Here is a 15,831-nt window from a genome sequence, read left to right as displayed (position 1 = left end):
CTCACGGGTTGCGCCCCGGGGCCGGGCGGCGCGCCAGCGCGGCCGGCAGCTTCTGCGCCACGGCGCCGATATCACCCGCGCCCAGGGTCAGCACCACATCGCCCTCCTGGATGACGCTCGCCAGCTGTCGCGGCAGCCGGTCCAGCCTGGAGACGAACACCGGCTCCACGGTGCCGCGGCTGCGCACCGCGCGGCAGATGGCGCGCCCGTCGGCCCCGGCGATCGGGTCCTCGCCGGCGGCATACACCTCGCAGACCAGCAGCGTGTCGGCCGCCGAGAGCACCTCGGCGAAGTCGTCGAGCAGGTCCCGCGTGCGGGTGTAGCGATGCGGCTGGAAGGCGACGACCAGGCGCCGGCCAGGCCAGGCATCGCGGGCAGCGCGCATGGTGGCGGCGATCTCCGTGGGATGGTGGCCGTAGTCATCCACCAGCACGATCCGGCCGCTGGCGGTCTGCACCTCGCCGAGTACCTGCAGGCGGCGATCGATGCCCTGAAATTCCGCGAGCGCGCGCTGCACCGCCTGGTCGTCGAGCGCCAGTTCGTCGGCCAGCGCCACGGCCGCCAGGGCATTGCGCACGTTGTGCCGCCCGGGCAGGTTCAGCGTGACCTCCAGCGGCGGCCGTCCGCCCGGGCGCAGCACGCGGAAATGCGAGCGCAGGCCCTCGGCACGGATGTCCACGCCCCGCACGTCGGCACCCTCGCCCAGTCCGTAGGTGACCGTCGGGCGCTGCACCTCGGCGGCGATGGCCGCGACGCCGGGATCATCCACGCAGAGGATCGCCAGTCCGTAGAACGGCAGGTTGTGCAGGAACTCGACGAAGGTCTGGCGCAGCCGGCCGATGTCGCCGCCGTAGGTGCCGAGGTGATCGCTGTCGATGTTGGTCACCACCGCGATCATCGGCTGCAGGTGGATGAACGATGCGTCGCTCTCGTCCGCCTCGGCCACCAGGTACCTGCCGGCACCGAGCCGGCCGTTGGTGTCCGCGCTCTTCAGGCGCCCGCCGATGACGAAGGTGGGATCCTCGCCGGCCTCCGCCAGCACGCTGGCCACCAGGCTCGTGGTCGTGGTCTTGCCGTGGCTGCCGGAAACCGCGATGGCGTAGCGGAACCGCATCAGCTCGGCCAGCATCTCCGCGCGGCGCACCACCGGCTTGCGCTGGGCGCGGGCCGCGCCCAGCTCGGGGTTGGCCGCATCCACCGCCGTGGACACCACGACCACGTCGGCGCCATCGACATTGGCGGCATGGTGGCCGACGAAGATGCGGGCACCGAGCCGTGCCAGGCGCGCCGTCATCGCCGATTCCCTGAGATCCGAGCCCTGCACCTCGTAGCCGAGGTTCAGCAATACCTCGGCGATGCCGCCCATGCCGACGCCACCGATGCCGACCAGGTGGATGCGCTGGATCTTGCGCATGCGCTGGTTCATGCGGCCTCCGCCATTCGCAGGCACAGCTCGGCGATCGCTTCCGCCGCGCCGGGCCGCGCCTGGGCGCGGGCCTTGCGGGCGCGCTCCAGCACCAGCCTGCGGGCACCGTCGTAGGCATGGATCTCGGCGGCGAGGCGCGCCGGCGTCAGCTCCGCCTGCGGCAGCAGCACCGCGGCCCCCGCATCGACGAGGAAGGCGGCGTTGCGCGTCTGGTGATCGTCCACCGCACCCGGGAGCGGCACCAGCACCGCCGGCAGCCCGGCGGCCGCCAGCTCGGCGATGGTCAGCGCACCGGCGCGGCAGACCACGAGGTCCGCCCAGGCATAGGCGGCCGCCATGTCGGTGATGAAGGCATCGGTGCGCGCCTCGATGCCGGCCTGACGATAGGCGGAGCGGGCCACATCCAGCGTTGCCTCGCCAGCCTGGTGCCAGACCTCGGGGCGTGTCGCGGCGGGCAGCAATGCCAGTGCCGGCGCCAGGTTCTCGTTGAGCACCCGCGCGCCCTGGCTGCCGCCGAGCACCAGCAGGCGCAGCGGACCGCTGCGTCCGGCCAGCCGCTCCGCCGGCTCGGGCAGCTGCGCGATGTCGGCGCGCACGGGATTGCCCGTCACGCGCCGGTTTCTTCCGGCGGAAAAACTGCCCGGGAAGGCTTCCAGCACTTCCCGGGCCAATCCAGCCAGAAGGCGATTGGTGAGACCGGCCACGGCGTTCTGCTCGTGGATGACCAGCGGCCGGCCGAGCAGCCAGGCAGCGACGCCACCCGGCCCGGAGGCAAAGCCCCCCATGCCGAGCACGGCCTTCGGCCGCCGCCGGCGCATCACGCGCAGCGCGTCCGCCAGGGCCAACGCCAGTTGCCAGGGCGCGCCGAGCCAGGCGAGCAGGCCCTTGCGGCGCAGGCCGCTGACGCGGATGGTCTCGATCTCGAAGCCGTCCTGCGGGACCAGCCGCGTCTCCATGCCGTTGCGGCTGCCGAGCCACACGACCTGCTCGTCGCGCCCGCGCAGGATGCGCGCCACCGCCAGCGCCGGGAACACGTGTCCGCCGGTGCCGCCGGCCATGATGAGGACCGGTGCGCGCTTCATGCCGTGGTCCTCCGCTCGGCCGCCGCGCGCCGGCGACCGACCGCCCCGCGGTTCTCCATGTCGATGCGCAGGAGCAGGCCGAAGCCGATCAGCGTCACCAGCAGGCTGCTCCGGCCATAGCTCACCAGCGGCAGCGTCAGGCCCTTGGTGGGCAGGATGCCCATGTTCACGCCGATGTTGATGAACACCTGCGCGCCCTGCCAGACGGCGAAGCCGAAGGCCACGCAGGCCTGGTACCAGCGCTCGCGCAGCGCCGCGTGGCGCGCCACCAGCAGCGCCCGCCAGATCACCACGCCGAAGAGCGCCACCAGCGTCACGCTGCCCACCAGCCCGAACTCCTCGGCAATGACGGCGAAGACGAAATCGGTGTGCGCCTCGGGCAGGTAAAAGAGCTTCTGCACGCTGCCGCCGAGGCCGAGCCCGGACCACTCGCCGGTGCCGATGGCGATCAGCGAGTTGGTGAGCTGGAAGCCGGTCTTGTACGGGTCCAGCCAGGGATTGAGGAAGGAGGTCAGGCGCACCACGCGGTAGGGCGCGGCCACTGCCGCCAGTGCTCCCAGCACCAGTACCGCGGCGGCGCAGATCATGAAGTCGCGGATGCGGCCGCCGGCCGCGAACAGCACCGCCAGCGTCACCACCATGAGCATCAGCGCCGCGCCGAAATCCGGCTGCAGGAGCAACATCCCGCAGGCGAGGATGCTCAGGCCGATCGGCCGCGCGAAACCGGCGAAGCTGCCACGCAATTCCTGGTTGCGACGCACGGCGTAGCCGGCGAAGTACAGCAGCATCAGCAGGCGCGCCGGCTCCGACACCTGGATGAGGTTGATTCCGGCCACGCTGAGCCAGCGCGTGCTGCCGTTGACGGTGCGACCGAAGCCCGGCAGCAGGACTGCCAGCAGCAGCCCGAGGGCCAGCACCAGCAGCATCGGCCCGAGCCGCTCCCAGATCGCGGTGGGCGTGCGCAGCATCGCCCAGCCACCAAGCAGGCCGGCGCCCACGGCGCCGAGCTGGCGCCAGAAGAAGTACAGCGGGCCACCGTAGTTGCGTTCGGCGAGCGACATCGAGGCGGAAGCCACCATCACCAGGCCGACGCCCAGCAGCGCCGCCACGGCCAGCACCAGCACCAGGTCGAAACGCTGCTCCGCCTGCACGCTGAACATCCGTCCGGCTTCCAGGCGCGCGCTCACGATGCCTGCCCGCGCACTGCGGCGGCGAAGACCTGGCCGCGGTGCTCGTAGTTGCGGAACATGTCGAGGCTGCTGCAGGCCGGAGCCAGCAGCACGGTGGCGCCGGCCGGCGCCAGTTCACGGGCGCGGTCCACGGCCCCGGGCAGCGTGTCGGCCAGTTCCACGGCAGCGCTGCCCTGCAGTTCACGCTGCATCCGCCCGCGGTCCTGCCCGATGAGGATCACCGCCGCCTGTCGCCCGCGCAGCGCCGCGGCCAGTTCGTCGAATGCCTGTCCCTTGGCGTCGCCGCCGGCGATGAGCACCAGCGGACCGCTGGTGCCGCGGATGGCGGTCACCGCAGCCGCGACGTTGGTGGCCTTGGAGTCATCGATCCAGGTGATGCCCTGCGCCCTGGCCACCAGCTGCATCCGGTGCGGCAGGCCGTGGAAGCCGCGCAGCACGGCCGCGGTGTCCGGCGGTCCGCCGGCAGCCGCGACCATCGCCAGTGCCGCCAGCGCATTGGCGACATTGTGGCGGCCGGTGGTGCCGAGGTCGGCGACCGGCAGCAGCAGGCGCTCGCCCTGCGCCAGCCACTCGCTCCCCTGGCTGGTGATGAGCCCGAAGTCCTCGCCCTGCGGACGGCCGAGGCCGAAGCCGATCACCCGCGTGCCGGCCGGCACCATGGCAGCGAGCGCCGGTTCGTCGCGGTTCAGCACGGCGACGGCGCAGCGCGAGTAGATGCGCGCCTTCGCCGCCGCGTAGGCCGCCATGTCGCCGTGCTTGTCGAGGTGATCCGGGGCGACGTTGAGGACCACGGCCGCCGCGAGCGCCAGCGGCGCGCTGCGCTCGAGCTGGAAGCTGGAGAGTTCCAGCACGTAGGCCTGCACCCCGGCGCCGAGCAGGTCGAGCGCCGGCGTGCCGAGGTTGGCACCGACGGCCACCGGCCAGCCGCCAGCCGTGAGCAGCGCGCCGACCATCGTCGTCACCGTGCTCTTGCCGTTGGAACCGGTGATGCCGAGCATCGGCGCCCGGCAGTCGGCGGCGAACAGGTCGAGGTCGCTCAGCACCGGCAGGCCGCGGCGGCGGGCGTCGAGCAGCACCGGCAGGTCGAGGTCGACGCCTGGCGAGACCACCAGCCTGCCGACTCCCTCGGGTACCGTGGCCGGCACCGCGCCCGCCAGCAGCCCGGCTTCCGGCATCGCCGCGCGGATTGCCGCCAGCCCGGGCGGTCCGGACCGCGTGTCGGCGAACCAGGCCGTGAGGCCGCGCGCCGCCAGGTGTCGCGCGCAGGACGCGCCGGTGATGCCCATGCCGAGCACCAGCACCTCGCGGGATGTGGCGGCGCCCGGTTCCACGATGCCGTTGCTGCGCGCGGCCATCATCGGATCTTCAGGCTCGAGAGCCCGACCAGAACCAGGATCACGGTGATGATCCAGAAGCGCACGATGACCTTGGGCTCGGCCCAGCCCTTGAGCTCGAAGTGGTGGTGCAGCGGCGCCATGCGGAACACGCGCTTGCCGGTCAGCTTGAACGACGCCACCTGGATCATCACCGAGACGGTCTCGGCGACGAAGATGCCGCCCATGATCACCAGCACCAGCTCCTGGCGCACCACCACCGCCACGGCGCCGAGCGCGCCACCGAGCGCGAGCGCGCCGACGTCTCCCATGAACACCTGGGCCGGATAGGCGTTGAACCAGAGGAAGCCGAGGCCGGCACCCGCCAGCGCCGAGCAGAACACCAGCATCTCGCCCGCGCCGGCCACGTAGGGAATGCCGAGGTAGCGGGAATAGATGACATTGCCCGCGGCATAGGCAAAGACGCCGAGCGCTCCAGCCACCAGCACCGCCGGCATGGTGGCCAGGCCGTCGAGCCCGTCGGTGAGGTTCACCGCATTGCTGGTGCCGACGATCACCAGCGTCACGAAGGCGATGTAGAAGCCGCCCAGCGGGATGGCCAGGTTCTTCAGGTACGGGACCAGCAGCGCCGTCTCCTGGGGCCGGTCCGCCAGCGCGTACAGGTAACCCGCCGCCGCCAGGGCCACCAGCAGCTGGCCGGTGAACTTGGCGCGGGCCGAGAGGCCCTTCGGGTCGCGGCGGGTCAGCTTGCGGTAGTCGTCCACGAAACCGATCAGGCCGTAGGCCAGCGTCACGCCGAGCACCACCCAGACGTAATGGCTGCGCAGGTCGGCCCAGAGCAGCGTGCCCGCGGCGATCGCCAGCAGGATCAGCGTACCGCCCATGGTCGGCGTACCGGCCTTGGGCAGGTGGCTGCCCGGGCCGTCGTTGCGCACCGTCTGGCCGATCTTCTTTTCCGTGAGGCGGCGGATCAGGCCCGGCCCGAGCACCAGCGAGAGGATCAGCGCCGTCAGCGCGCTCATGATCGCCCGCATGGTGATGTACGTGAACAGGTTGAAGCCCGAGACGAAGCGCGTGAGGAATTCCGCAGCGAGGTACAGCATCGCCGGCCTCAGTGCCCTGCCGGGCCGCTGTCCGCGGCCAGCGCCTGCACCACCCGTTCCATGCCCATGGAGCGGGAACCCTTGACGAGCACGGTGATGCCGGGATGTACCTCCGCCGCCAACGCTGCGGCGAGGGCCGGCACCTCCACGTAGTGGCGTGCGTTGCTGCCGAAGGCCTCGGCTGCTGCCGCGCTGTTGACGCCGGCGCAATAGAGCCGGGAGATGCCGGCCAGGCGTGCGCATTCGCCCATCTCGCGGTGCATCTTCAGGCTGTCGGGCCCGAGCTCGGCCATGTCGCCCAGCACCAGCCAGCGCTCGCCGGCCTGGCTGCCGAGAAAGGCGATCGCGGCGCGCACCGAGCCGGGATTGGCGTTGTAGCTGTCGTCGTAGAGCGCCAGCCGCAGCTGGGCCGGTACCCGGCGCAGGCGGCCGGCGACATTGCGCACCGCGGCCAGGCCGGCCGCGATGGCAGCCGGCTGCGCCCCGGCGGCGTGGGCGGCGGCGGCGGCGGCCAGCGCATTGAGCACGTTGTGCGCTCCGGCCATGGCCAGGCGCACCGGCAAGGCGGTGCCGGCCCCGTGCAGCGTGAAACCGATGGTTCCGGAGACGACGATGTCGGTGGCGCGGAAATCGGCATCCGGGTGCAGGCCGAAACTCAGGCGCTGGCGGCCCGCGCTGCGTTCCCACCAGGCGTGGAAGAAGCGGTCGTCGCGGTTGACCACCGCGGTGCCGGTCTGCGGCAGGGAATCGTAGATCTCGCCCTTCGTGGCAGCCACGTCGTCGACGCTGCCGAAGCCCTGCAGGTGGGCGCGCGCGGCATTGGTCACCACCGCCACGGTGGGGCAGGCGATGCGCGCCAGGTAGGCGATGTCGCCGCGCCTCGCGGCGCCCATCTCGATCACCGCCGCGCGGTGGCTCTCGTTCAGGTACAGCAGCGTGCGCGGCAGGCCGATCTCGTTGTTGAGGTTGCCCCAGGTCACCAGCAGCGGATCCACGCTGCCGCCGAGGGCGACGCGCATGATCGCCGCCGTCATCTCCTTGACCGTGGTCTTGCCGTTGGAGCCGGTGATGCCGATCAGCGGGATGTCGAAGCGCGCGCGCCAGGCGCGGGCCAGTTCGCCCAGGGCGAGACGGGTGTCGGCCACCTCCACCTGCGGCAAGGCGCCCGGCTGGCGCGCGGTCACCACGGCGCCGGCCGCACCGAGCCGGGCCGCCTCGGCGACGAAGGCGCCGCCATCGTTGCTGGCGCCGCGCAGCGCGAAGAACAGCTCGCCGGGCTGCAGGCTGCGGGTATCGGTGCTCACCGCGGCGAATTCGGCGTCGGCGCCGAAGAGCGTGCCGCCCACCGCCTCCGCTACCATGGACAGGCGACCCATGCTCATGTGCGTCCGGCGAGCGCCGCGCCCGCCACCGCCTGGTCGGAGAAGGCACGGGCCTCGTGACCGACGATCTGCACCGCCTCGTGGCCCTTGCCGGCGATCAGCACCACGTCGTCGCGGGCGGCCATGCCCACCGCATGACGGATCGCGGCGGCACGATCACGGATGACCTCGACCTGCGGGCCGCTGCCGGCGCCCTCGAGGATGGCCGCGACGATGGCATCCGGATCCTCGCTGCGCGGATTGTCGTCGGTGACGACCAGGCGGTCGGCCAGCTCGCGCGCCACCGCACCCATCAGCGGGCGCTTGCCGGCGTCACGATCGCCACCGCAGCCGAACACGCACCACAGGCGGGCCGGAGCCTCCTCGCGCAGCGCTTCCAGCACGCGCCGCAGGGCATCCGGCGTATGGGCGAAATCCACCACCACGCGCGGCCCGGCGCCGGAGGACAGCACCTGCATGCGTCCGGGCGGCGCCTGGCAGGTGGCGAGCGCGGTGGCAATCGCCGCCGGCGCGAAGCCCTGCGCGTGGAGGATGCCGGCGGCCAGCGCCAGGTTCTCCAGGTTGAAGGTGCCCAGCAGCAGGGAGTCGAACTCCACGCCGCTGCCCTCCACCTCCAGTCGCAGGCGCCGGCCTGGCCGGCCACCGGCCAGCGGTGAGATCTCCACGGCCGCACCCTGGCCCGGCGTGGCGGCAACGCCAACCAGCCGCATGCCCGCCGGCAAGCGGCCGGCCAGCTCGCGGCCGAACGCATCGCCGAGGTTGATGACGGCGGTGGCGGCACCGCTCTCGAGGAACAGCCGCTGCTTGGCGCGGCCATAGCTCGCGAGGTCGCCGTGATAGTCGAGGTGATCGCGGCTGAGGTTGGTGAAGGCGGTGATGCGGAAGGCCACGCCATCCACGCGCCCCTGGTCGAGGGCATGGGACGACACCTCCATGGCCACGTCGTCCAGGCCGGCGTCGGCCAGCTCGCGCAGGTGCCGGTGCACGGTCACGCAACCCGGCGTGGTCAGCGGTTCCGGCCGCAGCGCGGTGACGCTGCCATAGCCGAGCGTACCCATGTAACCGGCGCGGTGGCCGAGATGGCCGAGTGCCTGCGCCAGCAGCCAGGCCACGGTGGTCTTGCCATTGGTGCCGGTGATGCCGGTGACCGAGATGCCGGCCGATGGCCTGGCGAAGAAGCGGTTGGCGATGCCGCCGAGTTCGCGGCGCAGGCCGGGAACCGGCAGGCCCACCACGCCTGCCGGCAGGCCCGGAGGCGGGAGAGCCGGCTGCGGCTCCCAGGCCACGGCGCCGGCGCCATGGTCCAGCGCATCGCCGAGGAAGCGCAGGCCGTGGTCGCGGCTGCCGGCGCAGGCCAGGAACAGCCCGCCTGGCACCACCTCGGCGCTGTGGGTGGCGATGTCGGGCACATCCAGCGACGGTGGCGCGGGGACGAGGCCCGGAAACAGCTGGCTCAGCTCCATGTCGGTTTCCGCTGCGGCCATCATGGGTTGTTCGCGGCCGTGACCGCCGTCGCCGGTTGCCTGCCCGCCGGCGCCACGGGCTTGTCGGGGGCGATGGCCAGGATGCGCATGGCGCCCGCGACGATCTTCGAGAACACGGGCGCGGCCACCGCGCCGCCGTAGTACTCGCCAGCCCGCGGCTCGTCCACCACGACGACCACCGCCAGCCGCGGCCGGCTCACCGGCGCGACACCGGCGAAGACGGCGGTGTAGCGCTCGGAGGAATAGCCACCGACCTCGAACTTCCGGGCCGTGCCCGTCTTGCCGGCGACGCGATATCCGGCGACCGCGGCGCGCAGGCCGGTACCGTCCGGAGCCACCACGTGCTCGAGCAGCTCCACCATGGCACGCGCATTGTCCGTCGACAGCACCTTGCGGCCGATTGGCGGGTGATCCACGCGGACCAGCGACACCGGGCGCATCACGCCATCGGCCGCGAACACTGCGTAGCTCTGCGCCAGCTGCAATGGCGTCACCGACAGGCCATAGCCGTAGGCCATGGTGGCCTTGGCGATCGGCCGCCAGTTCTCGTACGGGCTCAGCAGCCCCGCGGATTCGCCGGGAAAGCCGCTGGACGTCGGCCGCCCGATGCCGAAGCGGTTGAGCACGCTCCACAGCTGCTCGGAGGGCAGCGACAGCGCCACCTTGGTGACGCCGACGTTGCTGGAGCGGGCCAGCACCGTGGCCAGGTCGATGACGCCGAGGTTGTGCTCGTCCTCGATGACCTTGTTGGCCACCTGCAGCATGCCCGGCGAGGTGTCCACGCGGCTGTCACGCTGCCACTGCCCGCTCTCCAGCGCCGCGGCGATGATCAGCGGCTTGAAGCTCGAACCCGGCTCGAACAGGTCGGTGATGGCGCGGTTGCGGAAGCGGCCCGGCGCGTACTGCGAGCGGTCGTTGGGGTTGTAGGAAGGCTGGTTGACCATGGCCAGCACCTCGCCGGTTTCCGCATCGAGCACCACGGCGGAACCCGACAGCGCCCGGTTCTCCTGCACCGCTGCCTTGAGCTCCCGGTAGGCCAGGTACTGGATGCGAAGATCGATGGAGGCGGCCACCTCCCGCCCGGGACGGGGCGGCTCCAGCCGCTCGACGTCCTCCACCACGCGGCCCAGCCGGTCGCGGAGCACCAGCTTCTTGCCCGGATGGCCGCGCAGCCAGCCGTCGAATTCCAGCTCCATGCCCTCCTGGCCATCGTCGTCGACGTTGGTGAAGCCCACCAGGTGCCCGGCCACCTCGCCGGCCGGGTAATAGCGGCGGTACTCGCGCAGCACGTGCACGCCGGGAATGCCCTTGTCGAGGATGGCCTGCGCATCGGCCGGGTTCATGTGCCGCTGCAGGTACATGAAGTCCTTGTCGACATTGCGCGTGATCTGCCGCGCAAAGCCGCCGGGTTCGATGCCCAGCGCCTTGGCGAGCCGGGGGATGAACTCCGGGGCACGTGCCAGTTCCTGCGGGCTCACCCAGAGGCTGTCCACCGGCATGGAGGCGGCGAGTGGCTGGCCGTTGCGGTCGGTGATGACGCCGCGGTTGGCCGAGATCTTGGCGGTCCTCAGGTGGCGCGCCTCGGCCTGGCTGATGAGGAAGCCCTTGTTGAAGACCTGCAGGTGCACCGCGCGCCCGACCAGCACCAGGGCCATCAGCACCAGCATCGCGCAGGCAACGGCCCAGCGGATCCGGAAGCTCTGCTGGGGCGACCGCCCCTCTTCTCCGCGCGTACTCATGGCAGCGACCGGATCTCGTCCGGGCCGGGGCTGCGCATGTGCATCTCGCCGCGGCCGAGCTGCTCCACCCTGGCGTGCGTGGACCAGGTGCTCTGCTCGACCTGCAGGCGGCTCCAGTCCACCTCGAGCTGGTCGCGCTGCTGCGTGAGCACCTGCAGCTCGGCAAACAGCTTGCGGTTTTCGTGTTTGGCGTAGACCACCGCGACGGCGGAGGCCAGCACCGCGGCCACCAGGGCCGCAAACAGGCAGCGATTGCGCAGCGCCGTGTTCATGCCAGCTTCTCCGCCACGCGCAACACCGCGCTGCGCGCCCGCGGATTGGCCGCCAGCTCGGCGTCACCCGCGTGGATGGCGCCGCCGACGAGCTGCAGGCGCGGCCGCGCCGAGGCAGGCACCACGGGCAGGCTGGCCAGCGCCGGGCTGACACGTGAATGGTCGCGCAGGAAGCGCTTGGCGATGCGGTCCTCGAGCGAGTGGAAGCTGATGACGCACAGGCGCCCGCCCATGCGCAGCAGGTCCAGCGCCTGCGCCAGGCCGGCCTCGAGCTCCTCGAGTTCGCGGTTGATGTAGATGCGGATGGCCTGGAACACCCGCGTCGCCGGATGGCGCGGCCCCCGCCGCGGCATCACCGACAGCACCAGCGCGGCGAGATCGCTGGTGGTGCGCAGCGGCTGCTGCAGGCGCCGCTCGCAGATGGCGCGGGCGATGCGCCCGGCTGCGGGCTCCTCTCCCAGCCGGCGCAGCACGCTGGCGATCTCGCGCTCCTCGGCGGCATTGAGCCAGTCGGCCGCGCTCGGGCCGGATGCCGGATCCATGCGCATGTCCAGCGGGCCTTCATGCTGGAAGCTGAAACCACGCGCCGGCGTGTCGACCTGGGGCGACGACACGCCCAGGTCGAACAGGATTCCGTCCACCCCGCTTGCCAGACCTTGTGCTTCCACGACCCGCCGCAATTGACCGAAGCCTTGTTGTTCTATCGCGAACCGGGAGTCCGCCTGTGCCAGCTCCCGGCCCACCCGTACCGCATCGGGATCCCGGTCCAGCGCGACCAGGCGGCCGCGCGGTCCCAGCGCCCCGAGGATCACCCGGCTATGCCCGCCCCGACCGAAGGTCGCATCCACGTAGGCGCCATCCGGCTGGACGGCAAGGCCGTGGAGCACCTCGTCGAGGAGAACCGGAACATGGCCTTGCACCTCCAACCCCCAGCACGACCCGCGACGCCCGACGCGGCCCCGTTCGGCGAGGAGGCTGGCTGCTTCAGAGGGAGAGCTGACCCAGCTCTGCCGGCAGGTCCATGCCGTCGTCGGCACCGCTTGCCAGCCACTTGTCCCGCCGCTCGTTCCAGCGCGCCTCGTCCCACAACTCGAACTTGTTCCCCTGGCCGAACAGGATCGCCTGCCGGTCCAGGGACGCGAATTCACGCAGCTCGCGGGGAACGAGGATTCGCCCGTGGCTGTCGAGGTCCAGTTCCGATGCGTAACCGACCATCAGGCGCTGCAGTCTCCGCGCCTTCTGGTTCAACGACGGCAGTCGCATCAGCTTGCGCTCGATCTCCTCCCAGTCCGGGAGCGGATAGATGAGCAGGCAGTAGTCGGGATCCACCGTGCAGACCAGGCGCCCCTCGCAGCGCGTGGCCAGCCGCTCGCGGTAGCGGGCCGGGAATGCCAGCCGCCCTTTCGCATCCAGGGTGATTTTGGTTGCCCCACGAAACACGGCGGACTGGGCACTGAAGCCCATTTCCTCCCACTCTGTACCACCTTCGGCCACTATAGGTTTGCAACCGCGGAGCGTCAACAGAAAACTGCGACTAAATTCTTTGAGGACAGCGACTTAGGCGTGACGCCGCAAGCCAGCCCTGCGACACGTCATCGAGACAAATAGGAAATCAGAGGCTTATGGCAAATTGCTGTGTTGCGCCTGAGCACCAGCGTTGCCGTGCAGGCGCAAGCGATCGCCCGCGCTCGCCCATCCAGTCGCGCCGATTCCGCGCAAAGGATCAGATAGGTGCCAGGTCGGGCTTTTCGGGCTTACCGAAAGAAAAGGAGCCGGCCGATAAGCCGGGTTCTGTCGTGGGCGACCATCCCTCTGGGACCGCTGTCACCAGCAGCCTCGAGCGACCTACCCGGAAGCCCGCGGGGCGACGGTGCCCGGCCCGTTGCCGGACCCGGCTGCTTCCCTATTTGGTCTTGCTCCAGGTGGGGTTTTCCGTGCCGCGGCGTGTTACCACCCGCGCGGTGCGCTCTTACCGCACCTTTTCACCCTTACCGCAGGCCGTGAAGCCCGAGGCGGTATATTTTCTGTGGCACTTTCCGTGGGCTCGCGCCCCCCAGGCGTTACCTGGCACCCTGCCCGCCGGAGCCCGGACTTTCCTCCCGGGGTTGCCCCCGAGCGATCGCCTGGCCGGCTCCAGCGGCCACCATAGGTCATTGGTCATTCGGCGGCAATCAGGACTCCGCCCGCGGGGGCTCACCCAGCGCCAGCGCATAGGCCTCCCGACGCGAGCCACCCGTGATGCGCGCGGCCAGACGCGCGGCCTGTGCCGCCGGCAGCTCTTCCATCAGCAGGCGCACGATACGCCGCAGTTCCGCATCGTCCGCCGTCGCCGCCGGTGCACCGGCCACCACGATGGTGAACTCACCCCGCCCGCCCCCCGGGTCCGCGGCCAGCCGGGCGCGGATCTCACCCAGACCCCCCCAGTAGAACGTCTCGTGCAGCTTGGTCAGCTCGCGGGCCACACAGGCCTGGCGCTCGTCACCAAAAGCCAGAGCGAGATCGGCGAGCATCTCCCCCACCCGGTGCACCGCCTCGTAGAACACCAGCGTATCGGGGCAGGCCTGCAGATCGGCCAGCCGGGCACAGCGTGCACCGGCACGTGCGGGCAGGAAGCCCTCGAAGCGGAAGCGGTTGGTGGGCAATCCGGATGCCGACAGCGCGGCGATGGCGGCACAGGCGCCGGGAATGGGCGTCACGGTGCAACCCCGCTCCCGTGCCGCCGCCACCAACCGGAACCCCGGATCACTGATGAGCGGGGTACCCGCATCGCTCACCAGCGCGACCGACTCCCCGGCAGCGAGATGCGCCAGCACCTCGTCGACCCGCGCGGCCTCGTTGTGCTCATGCAGGGCCAGCTGGCGCACCTGCAGCCCGAGGTGCGCGAGGAGCTGCCCCGTATGGCGGGTATCCTCGGCGGCCACCAGCGCCACCCGGCCGAGGACGGCCACGGCACGCATGCTGATATCATCGAGGTTCCCGATGGGGGTCGCGACCACGTAGAGCACTCCGGGATCGTTCACGGTTACTGACCTTGGTGTTGCGATGACGTTGTCGATGCGAGAAGCCGCAGCCCCGTGCCCGCACTCCGCCCCGTGGCGGCTCCGGCTCCGCACTGCGTGGCTGCGCAGCGCGTTGCCCGCCTGCGTTTCTGCCATTGTGGGCACGGCCTGCGGGCCGCTACAACAGCCGACGCAACCCGCGGCACCGGTCCCGCCGCTCACCGGTCCTGTGCGTCCCGGCAAGCCGCCAGCCACTGCGGCACCCGCAGCGGTCACGCCAGCCGCCGCGCAGCCACGCAAGCTGGCGCTGATGCTGCCGCTCTCCGGTGCGCAGCGCGCCGCGGGCGAAGCCATCCGCGACGGCTTCCTCGCCGCCTACCTCGCCGACTCCGCCGACGGCACGCGGCCCGAGGTCCTGATCCTCGACGAGACCGCCCCTGGCCCGGCGGCAAGCTATCAGGCTGCGCTCGACGCGGGCGTGGGTATCGTCGTCGGTCCGCTGCTCAAGGAATCGGCCGCCGAGGTGGCCCGCATCGCCGGGCCGCTGCCCTGGCTGGCGCTGAATTACCTGGATATCGCGACCCCCGCCGGCAGCCCCTACCAGTTCGCCCTTGCCCCCGAGGACGAGGCACGGTCGGTCGCCGAGCGCGCCGCCACGCAGGGCCAGCTGCGGGCGCTGGCGCTGGCACCCGACAGCGAGTGGGGACGACGCCTGCTCGGTGCCTTCACCGCGGCGCTGGAGGAACGCGGCGGCACCGTGGTCGCCTACCGCCTGTATGACCCGGCGGCGCGCGACTACACGGCACAGCTCCAGCGCCTGCTGCTGCTGGACGAGAGCCGGGCGCGGCATCGGCAGCTGGAGGCCAATCTCGGTATTTCCCTCGCATTCGAACCGCGCCGCCGCGATGACCTCGACTGTATATTCCTCGCCGCCAGCCCGGTATCGGGGCGTCTGCTCTGGCCCCAGCTGCGCTTCCTCTATGCGGGTGACCTGCCCATCTATGCGACATCGGCCATCTACCAGCCCGGCGACGCGGGGGGCGTGGACCGCGAAGGCATCCTGTTCACCGACGCCCCCGCGGTCATCGGCAGCGACCCGCACGCCAGCGCACTGCGTTCGGCACTCGACGCCCGCTGGCCGCCGGGCGCCATCGGCCAGCTGCGCTTCTACGCCATGGGTTACGACAGCTACACGCTGGCGCGGGCCATGATGGCCGGCAACAGCCCGGCGCTGATGCCCGTCGCCGGCCTCTCGGGCATCCTCTCGCAGGATGCCAGCCGCCGCATCCACCGCCGCATGTCCTGGGCTGCCTTCCGCGATGGCCAGGTGGTGCCCGCCGGGGAAGCGTCCACCCCTGTGCCTGCCGGCGGGCCGAATCCGGAATGAGCCGTGGTGACCCGGGACCGGCGGCCGGCTGAGGGCACGGCGGCCACTGGGGCCCGGGCGGAAGAAGCCGCATTGCGCTACCTCCGCGACCGCGGCCTGCGTCCCGTGGCGCGGAATTTCCGCTGCCGGGCCGGTGAGCTCGACCTCGTGATGCTCGACGGCGACTCGCTCGTCGTCATCGAAGTGCGCTACCGGCGCAGCAACGCCTGGGTGGACCCCGCGGTCACCATCACGGCGACCAAGCGCCGGCGCCTGCTGCAGGCAGCGAGCCGGTTCCTGCAGGCACGGCCCGCGTTTGCCGAACATCCCCTGCGGTTCGACGTGCTGGCCCTGTCCGGGGACCTGGCCGGACCCGCCTGCGACTGGATCCGCGATGCCTTCGATTCCGGGGACGCCTGGTAGGTCCGCCGCACGGCTGCCGCAGAAGCTATCA

The 15,831-nt window shown here is 71.4% G+C and carries 14 protein-coding genes and 1 other RNA gene; 2 read left to right on the top strand and 13 right to left on the bottom strand.

Annotation, left to right across the window (positions count from 1 at the left end):
• Position 1: 1 nt before the first annotated feature.
• From murC to rsmI, 13 genes are all read right to left on the bottom strand, one after another.
• On the bottom strand, positions 2 to 1,414 hold the full coding sequence (gene murC, locus HRU81_01015) for a UDP-N-acetylmuramate--L-alanine ligase (GenBank protein QOJ33227.1): 1,413 nt from the start codon (positions 1,412 to 1,414) through the stop codon (positions 2 to 4).
• An 8-nt stretch (positions 1,415 to 1,422) separates the two neighbouring features.
• Positions 1,423 to 2,508 carry an undecaprenyldiphospho-muramoylpentapeptide beta-N-acetylglucosaminyltransferase gene (murG, locus tag HRU81_01010; GenBank protein QOJ30799.1) on the bottom strand — a complete coding sequence of 362 codons (1,086 nt, stop codon included), beginning with the start codon at positions 2,506 to 2,508 and terminating at the stop codon, positions 1,423 to 1,425.
• Positions 2,505 to 3,668 (bottom strand): putative lipid II flippase FtsW, encoded by a 1,164-nt coding sequence (ftsW, locus tag HRU81_01005; protein QOJ33226.1) that lies wholly within the window; start codon positions 3,666 to 3,668, stop codon positions 2,505 to 2,507. The genes murG and ftsW overlap by 4 nt, the downstream gene beginning before the upstream one ends.
• Positions 3,669 to 3,691: 23 nt before the next feature.
• Positions 3,692 to 5,053 (bottom strand): UDP-N-acetylmuramoyl-L-alanine--D-glutamate ligase, encoded by a 1,362-nt coding sequence (murD, locus tag HRU81_01000; protein QOJ33225.1) that lies wholly within the window; start codon positions 5,051 to 5,053, stop codon positions 3,692 to 3,694.
• Positions 5,053 to 6,135: a phospho-N-acetylmuramoyl-pentapeptide-transferase gene (locus HRU81_00995; GenBank protein ID QOJ30798.1), complete on the bottom strand. Its 1,083-nt coding sequence runs from the start codon at positions 6,133 to 6,135 to the stop codon at positions 5,053 to 5,055. Before HRU81_00995 ends, murD begins: the two co-directional genes overlap by 1 nt.
• 8 nt (positions 6,136 to 6,143) lie before the next feature.
• The gene (murF, locus tag HRU81_00990; protein ID QOJ30797.1) at positions 6,144 to 7,517 is read right to left on the bottom strand and encodes a UDP-N-acetylmuramoyl-tripeptide--D-alanyl-D-alanine ligase; all 1,374 of its coding nucleotides are present in this window, start codon (positions 7,515 to 7,517) and stop codon (positions 6,144 to 6,146) included.
• A complete protein-coding gene (locus HRU81_00985; GenBank protein ID QOJ30796.1) occupies positions 7,514 to 9,004 on the bottom strand; it encodes a UDP-N-acetylmuramoyl-L-alanyl-D-glutamate--2,6-diaminopimelate ligase in 1,491 nt (496 codons plus the stop codon). The genes murF and HRU81_00985 overlap by 4 nt, the downstream gene beginning before the upstream one ends.
• Entirely contained in the window at positions 9,001 to 10,740 is a 1,740-nt protein-coding gene (locus HRU81_00980; protein QOJ30795.1) for a penicillin-binding protein 2, read from the bottom strand. The genes HRU81_00985 and HRU81_00980 overlap by 4 nt, the downstream gene beginning before the upstream one ends.
• Entirely contained in the window at positions 10,737 to 11,012 is a 276-nt protein-coding gene (gene ftsL / locus HRU81_00975; GenBank protein ID QOJ30794.1) for a cell division protein FtsL, read from the bottom strand. The genes HRU81_00980 and ftsL overlap by 4 nt, the downstream gene beginning before the upstream one ends.
• The gene (gene rsmH, locus HRU81_00970; protein QOJ30793.1) at positions 11,009 to 11,938 is read right to left on the bottom strand and encodes a 16S rRNA (cytosine(1402)-N(4))-methyltransferase RsmH; all 930 of its coding nucleotides are present in this window, start codon (positions 11,936 to 11,938) and stop codon (positions 11,009 to 11,011) included. The genes ftsL and rsmH overlap by 4 nt, the downstream gene beginning before the upstream one ends.
• Before the next feature lie 58 nt (positions 11,939 to 11,996).
• Positions 11,997 to 12,452 (bottom strand): division/cell wall cluster transcriptional repressor MraZ, encoded by a 456-nt coding sequence (gene mraZ, locus HRU81_00965; GenBank protein ID QOJ33224.1) that lies wholly within the window; start codon positions 12,450 to 12,452, stop codon positions 11,997 to 11,999.
• Between the two features lie 324 nt (positions 12,453 to 12,776).
• Positions 12,777 to 13,147: RNase P RNA component class A (rnpB, locus tag HRU81_00960), an RNA gene on the bottom strand.
• Positions 13,148 to 13,183: 36 nt separating this feature from the next.
• Positions 13,184 to 14,032, bottom strand: coding sequence for a 16S rRNA (cytidine(1402)-2'-O)-methyltransferase (gene rsmI, locus HRU81_00955; protein QOJ30792.1), 849 nt, complete (start codon positions 14,030 to 14,032; stop codon positions 13,184 to 13,186).
• A 208-nt stretch (positions 14,033 to 14,240) separates the two neighbouring features.
• On the opposite strand from rsmI, the gene HRU81_00950 reads away from it, so the two are divergent.
• Together HRU81_00950 and HRU81_00945 are read left to right on the top strand one after the other, a co-directional pair.
• On the top strand, positions 14,241 to 15,398 hold the full coding sequence (locus tag HRU81_00950) for a penicillin-binding protein activator (GenBank protein ID QOJ30791.1): 1,158 nt from the start codon (positions 14,241 to 14,243) through the stop codon (positions 15,396 to 15,398).
• Positions 15,399 to 15,404: 6 nt separating this feature from the next.
• A complete protein-coding gene (locus HRU81_00945; GenBank protein QOJ33223.1) occupies positions 15,405 to 15,800 on the top strand; it encodes a YraN family protein in 396 nt (131 codons plus the stop codon).
• Positions 15,801 to 15,831: the final 31 nt, after the last annotated feature.

It is taken from the genome of Gammaproteobacteria bacterium (assembly GCA_015709695.1).
Classification (GTDB): domain Bacteria; phylum Pseudomonadota; class Gammaproteobacteria; order Steroidobacterales.
Note: the sequence above shows the minus strand (reverse complement) of the source record. Positions and strands in the feature narration are given on the sequence as shown.

Bases quoted from the DNA above. Each gene is read 5' to 3' on its own strand.
- murC (QOJ33227.1), bottom strand. From the start codon at position 1,414: ATGCGCAAGATCCAGCGCATCCACCTGGTCGGCATCGGTGGCGTCGGC.
- murG (QOJ30799.1), bottom strand. From the start codon at position 2,508: ATGAAGCGCGCACCGGTCCTCATCATGGCCGGCGGCACCGGCGGACAC.
- ftsW (QOJ33226.1), bottom strand. From the start codon at position 3,668: ATGTTCAGCGTGCAGGCGGAGCAGCGTTTCGACCTGGTGCTGGTGCTG.
- murD (QOJ33225.1), bottom strand. From the start codon at position 5,053: ATGGCCGCGCGCAGCAACGGCATCGTGGAACCGGGCGCCGCCACATCC.
- HRU81_00995 (QOJ30798.1), bottom strand. From the start codon at position 6,135: ATGCTGTACCTCGCTGCGGAATTCCTCACGCGCTTCGTCTCGGGCTTC.
- murF (QOJ30797.1), bottom strand. From the start codon at position 7,517: ATGAGCATGGGTCGCCTGTCCATGGTAGCGGAGGCGGTGGGCGGCACG.
- HRU81_00985 (QOJ30796.1), bottom strand. From the start codon at position 9,004: ATGATGGCCGCAGCGGAAACCGACATGGAGCTGAGCCAGCTGTTTCCG.
- HRU81_00980 (QOJ30795.1), bottom strand. From the start codon at position 10,740: ATGAGTACGCGCGGAGAAGAGGGGCGGTCGCCCCAGCAGAGCTTCCGG.
- ftsL (QOJ30794.1), bottom strand. From the start codon at position 11,012: ATGAACACGGCGCTGCGCAATCGCTGCCTGTTTGCGGCCCTGGTGGCC.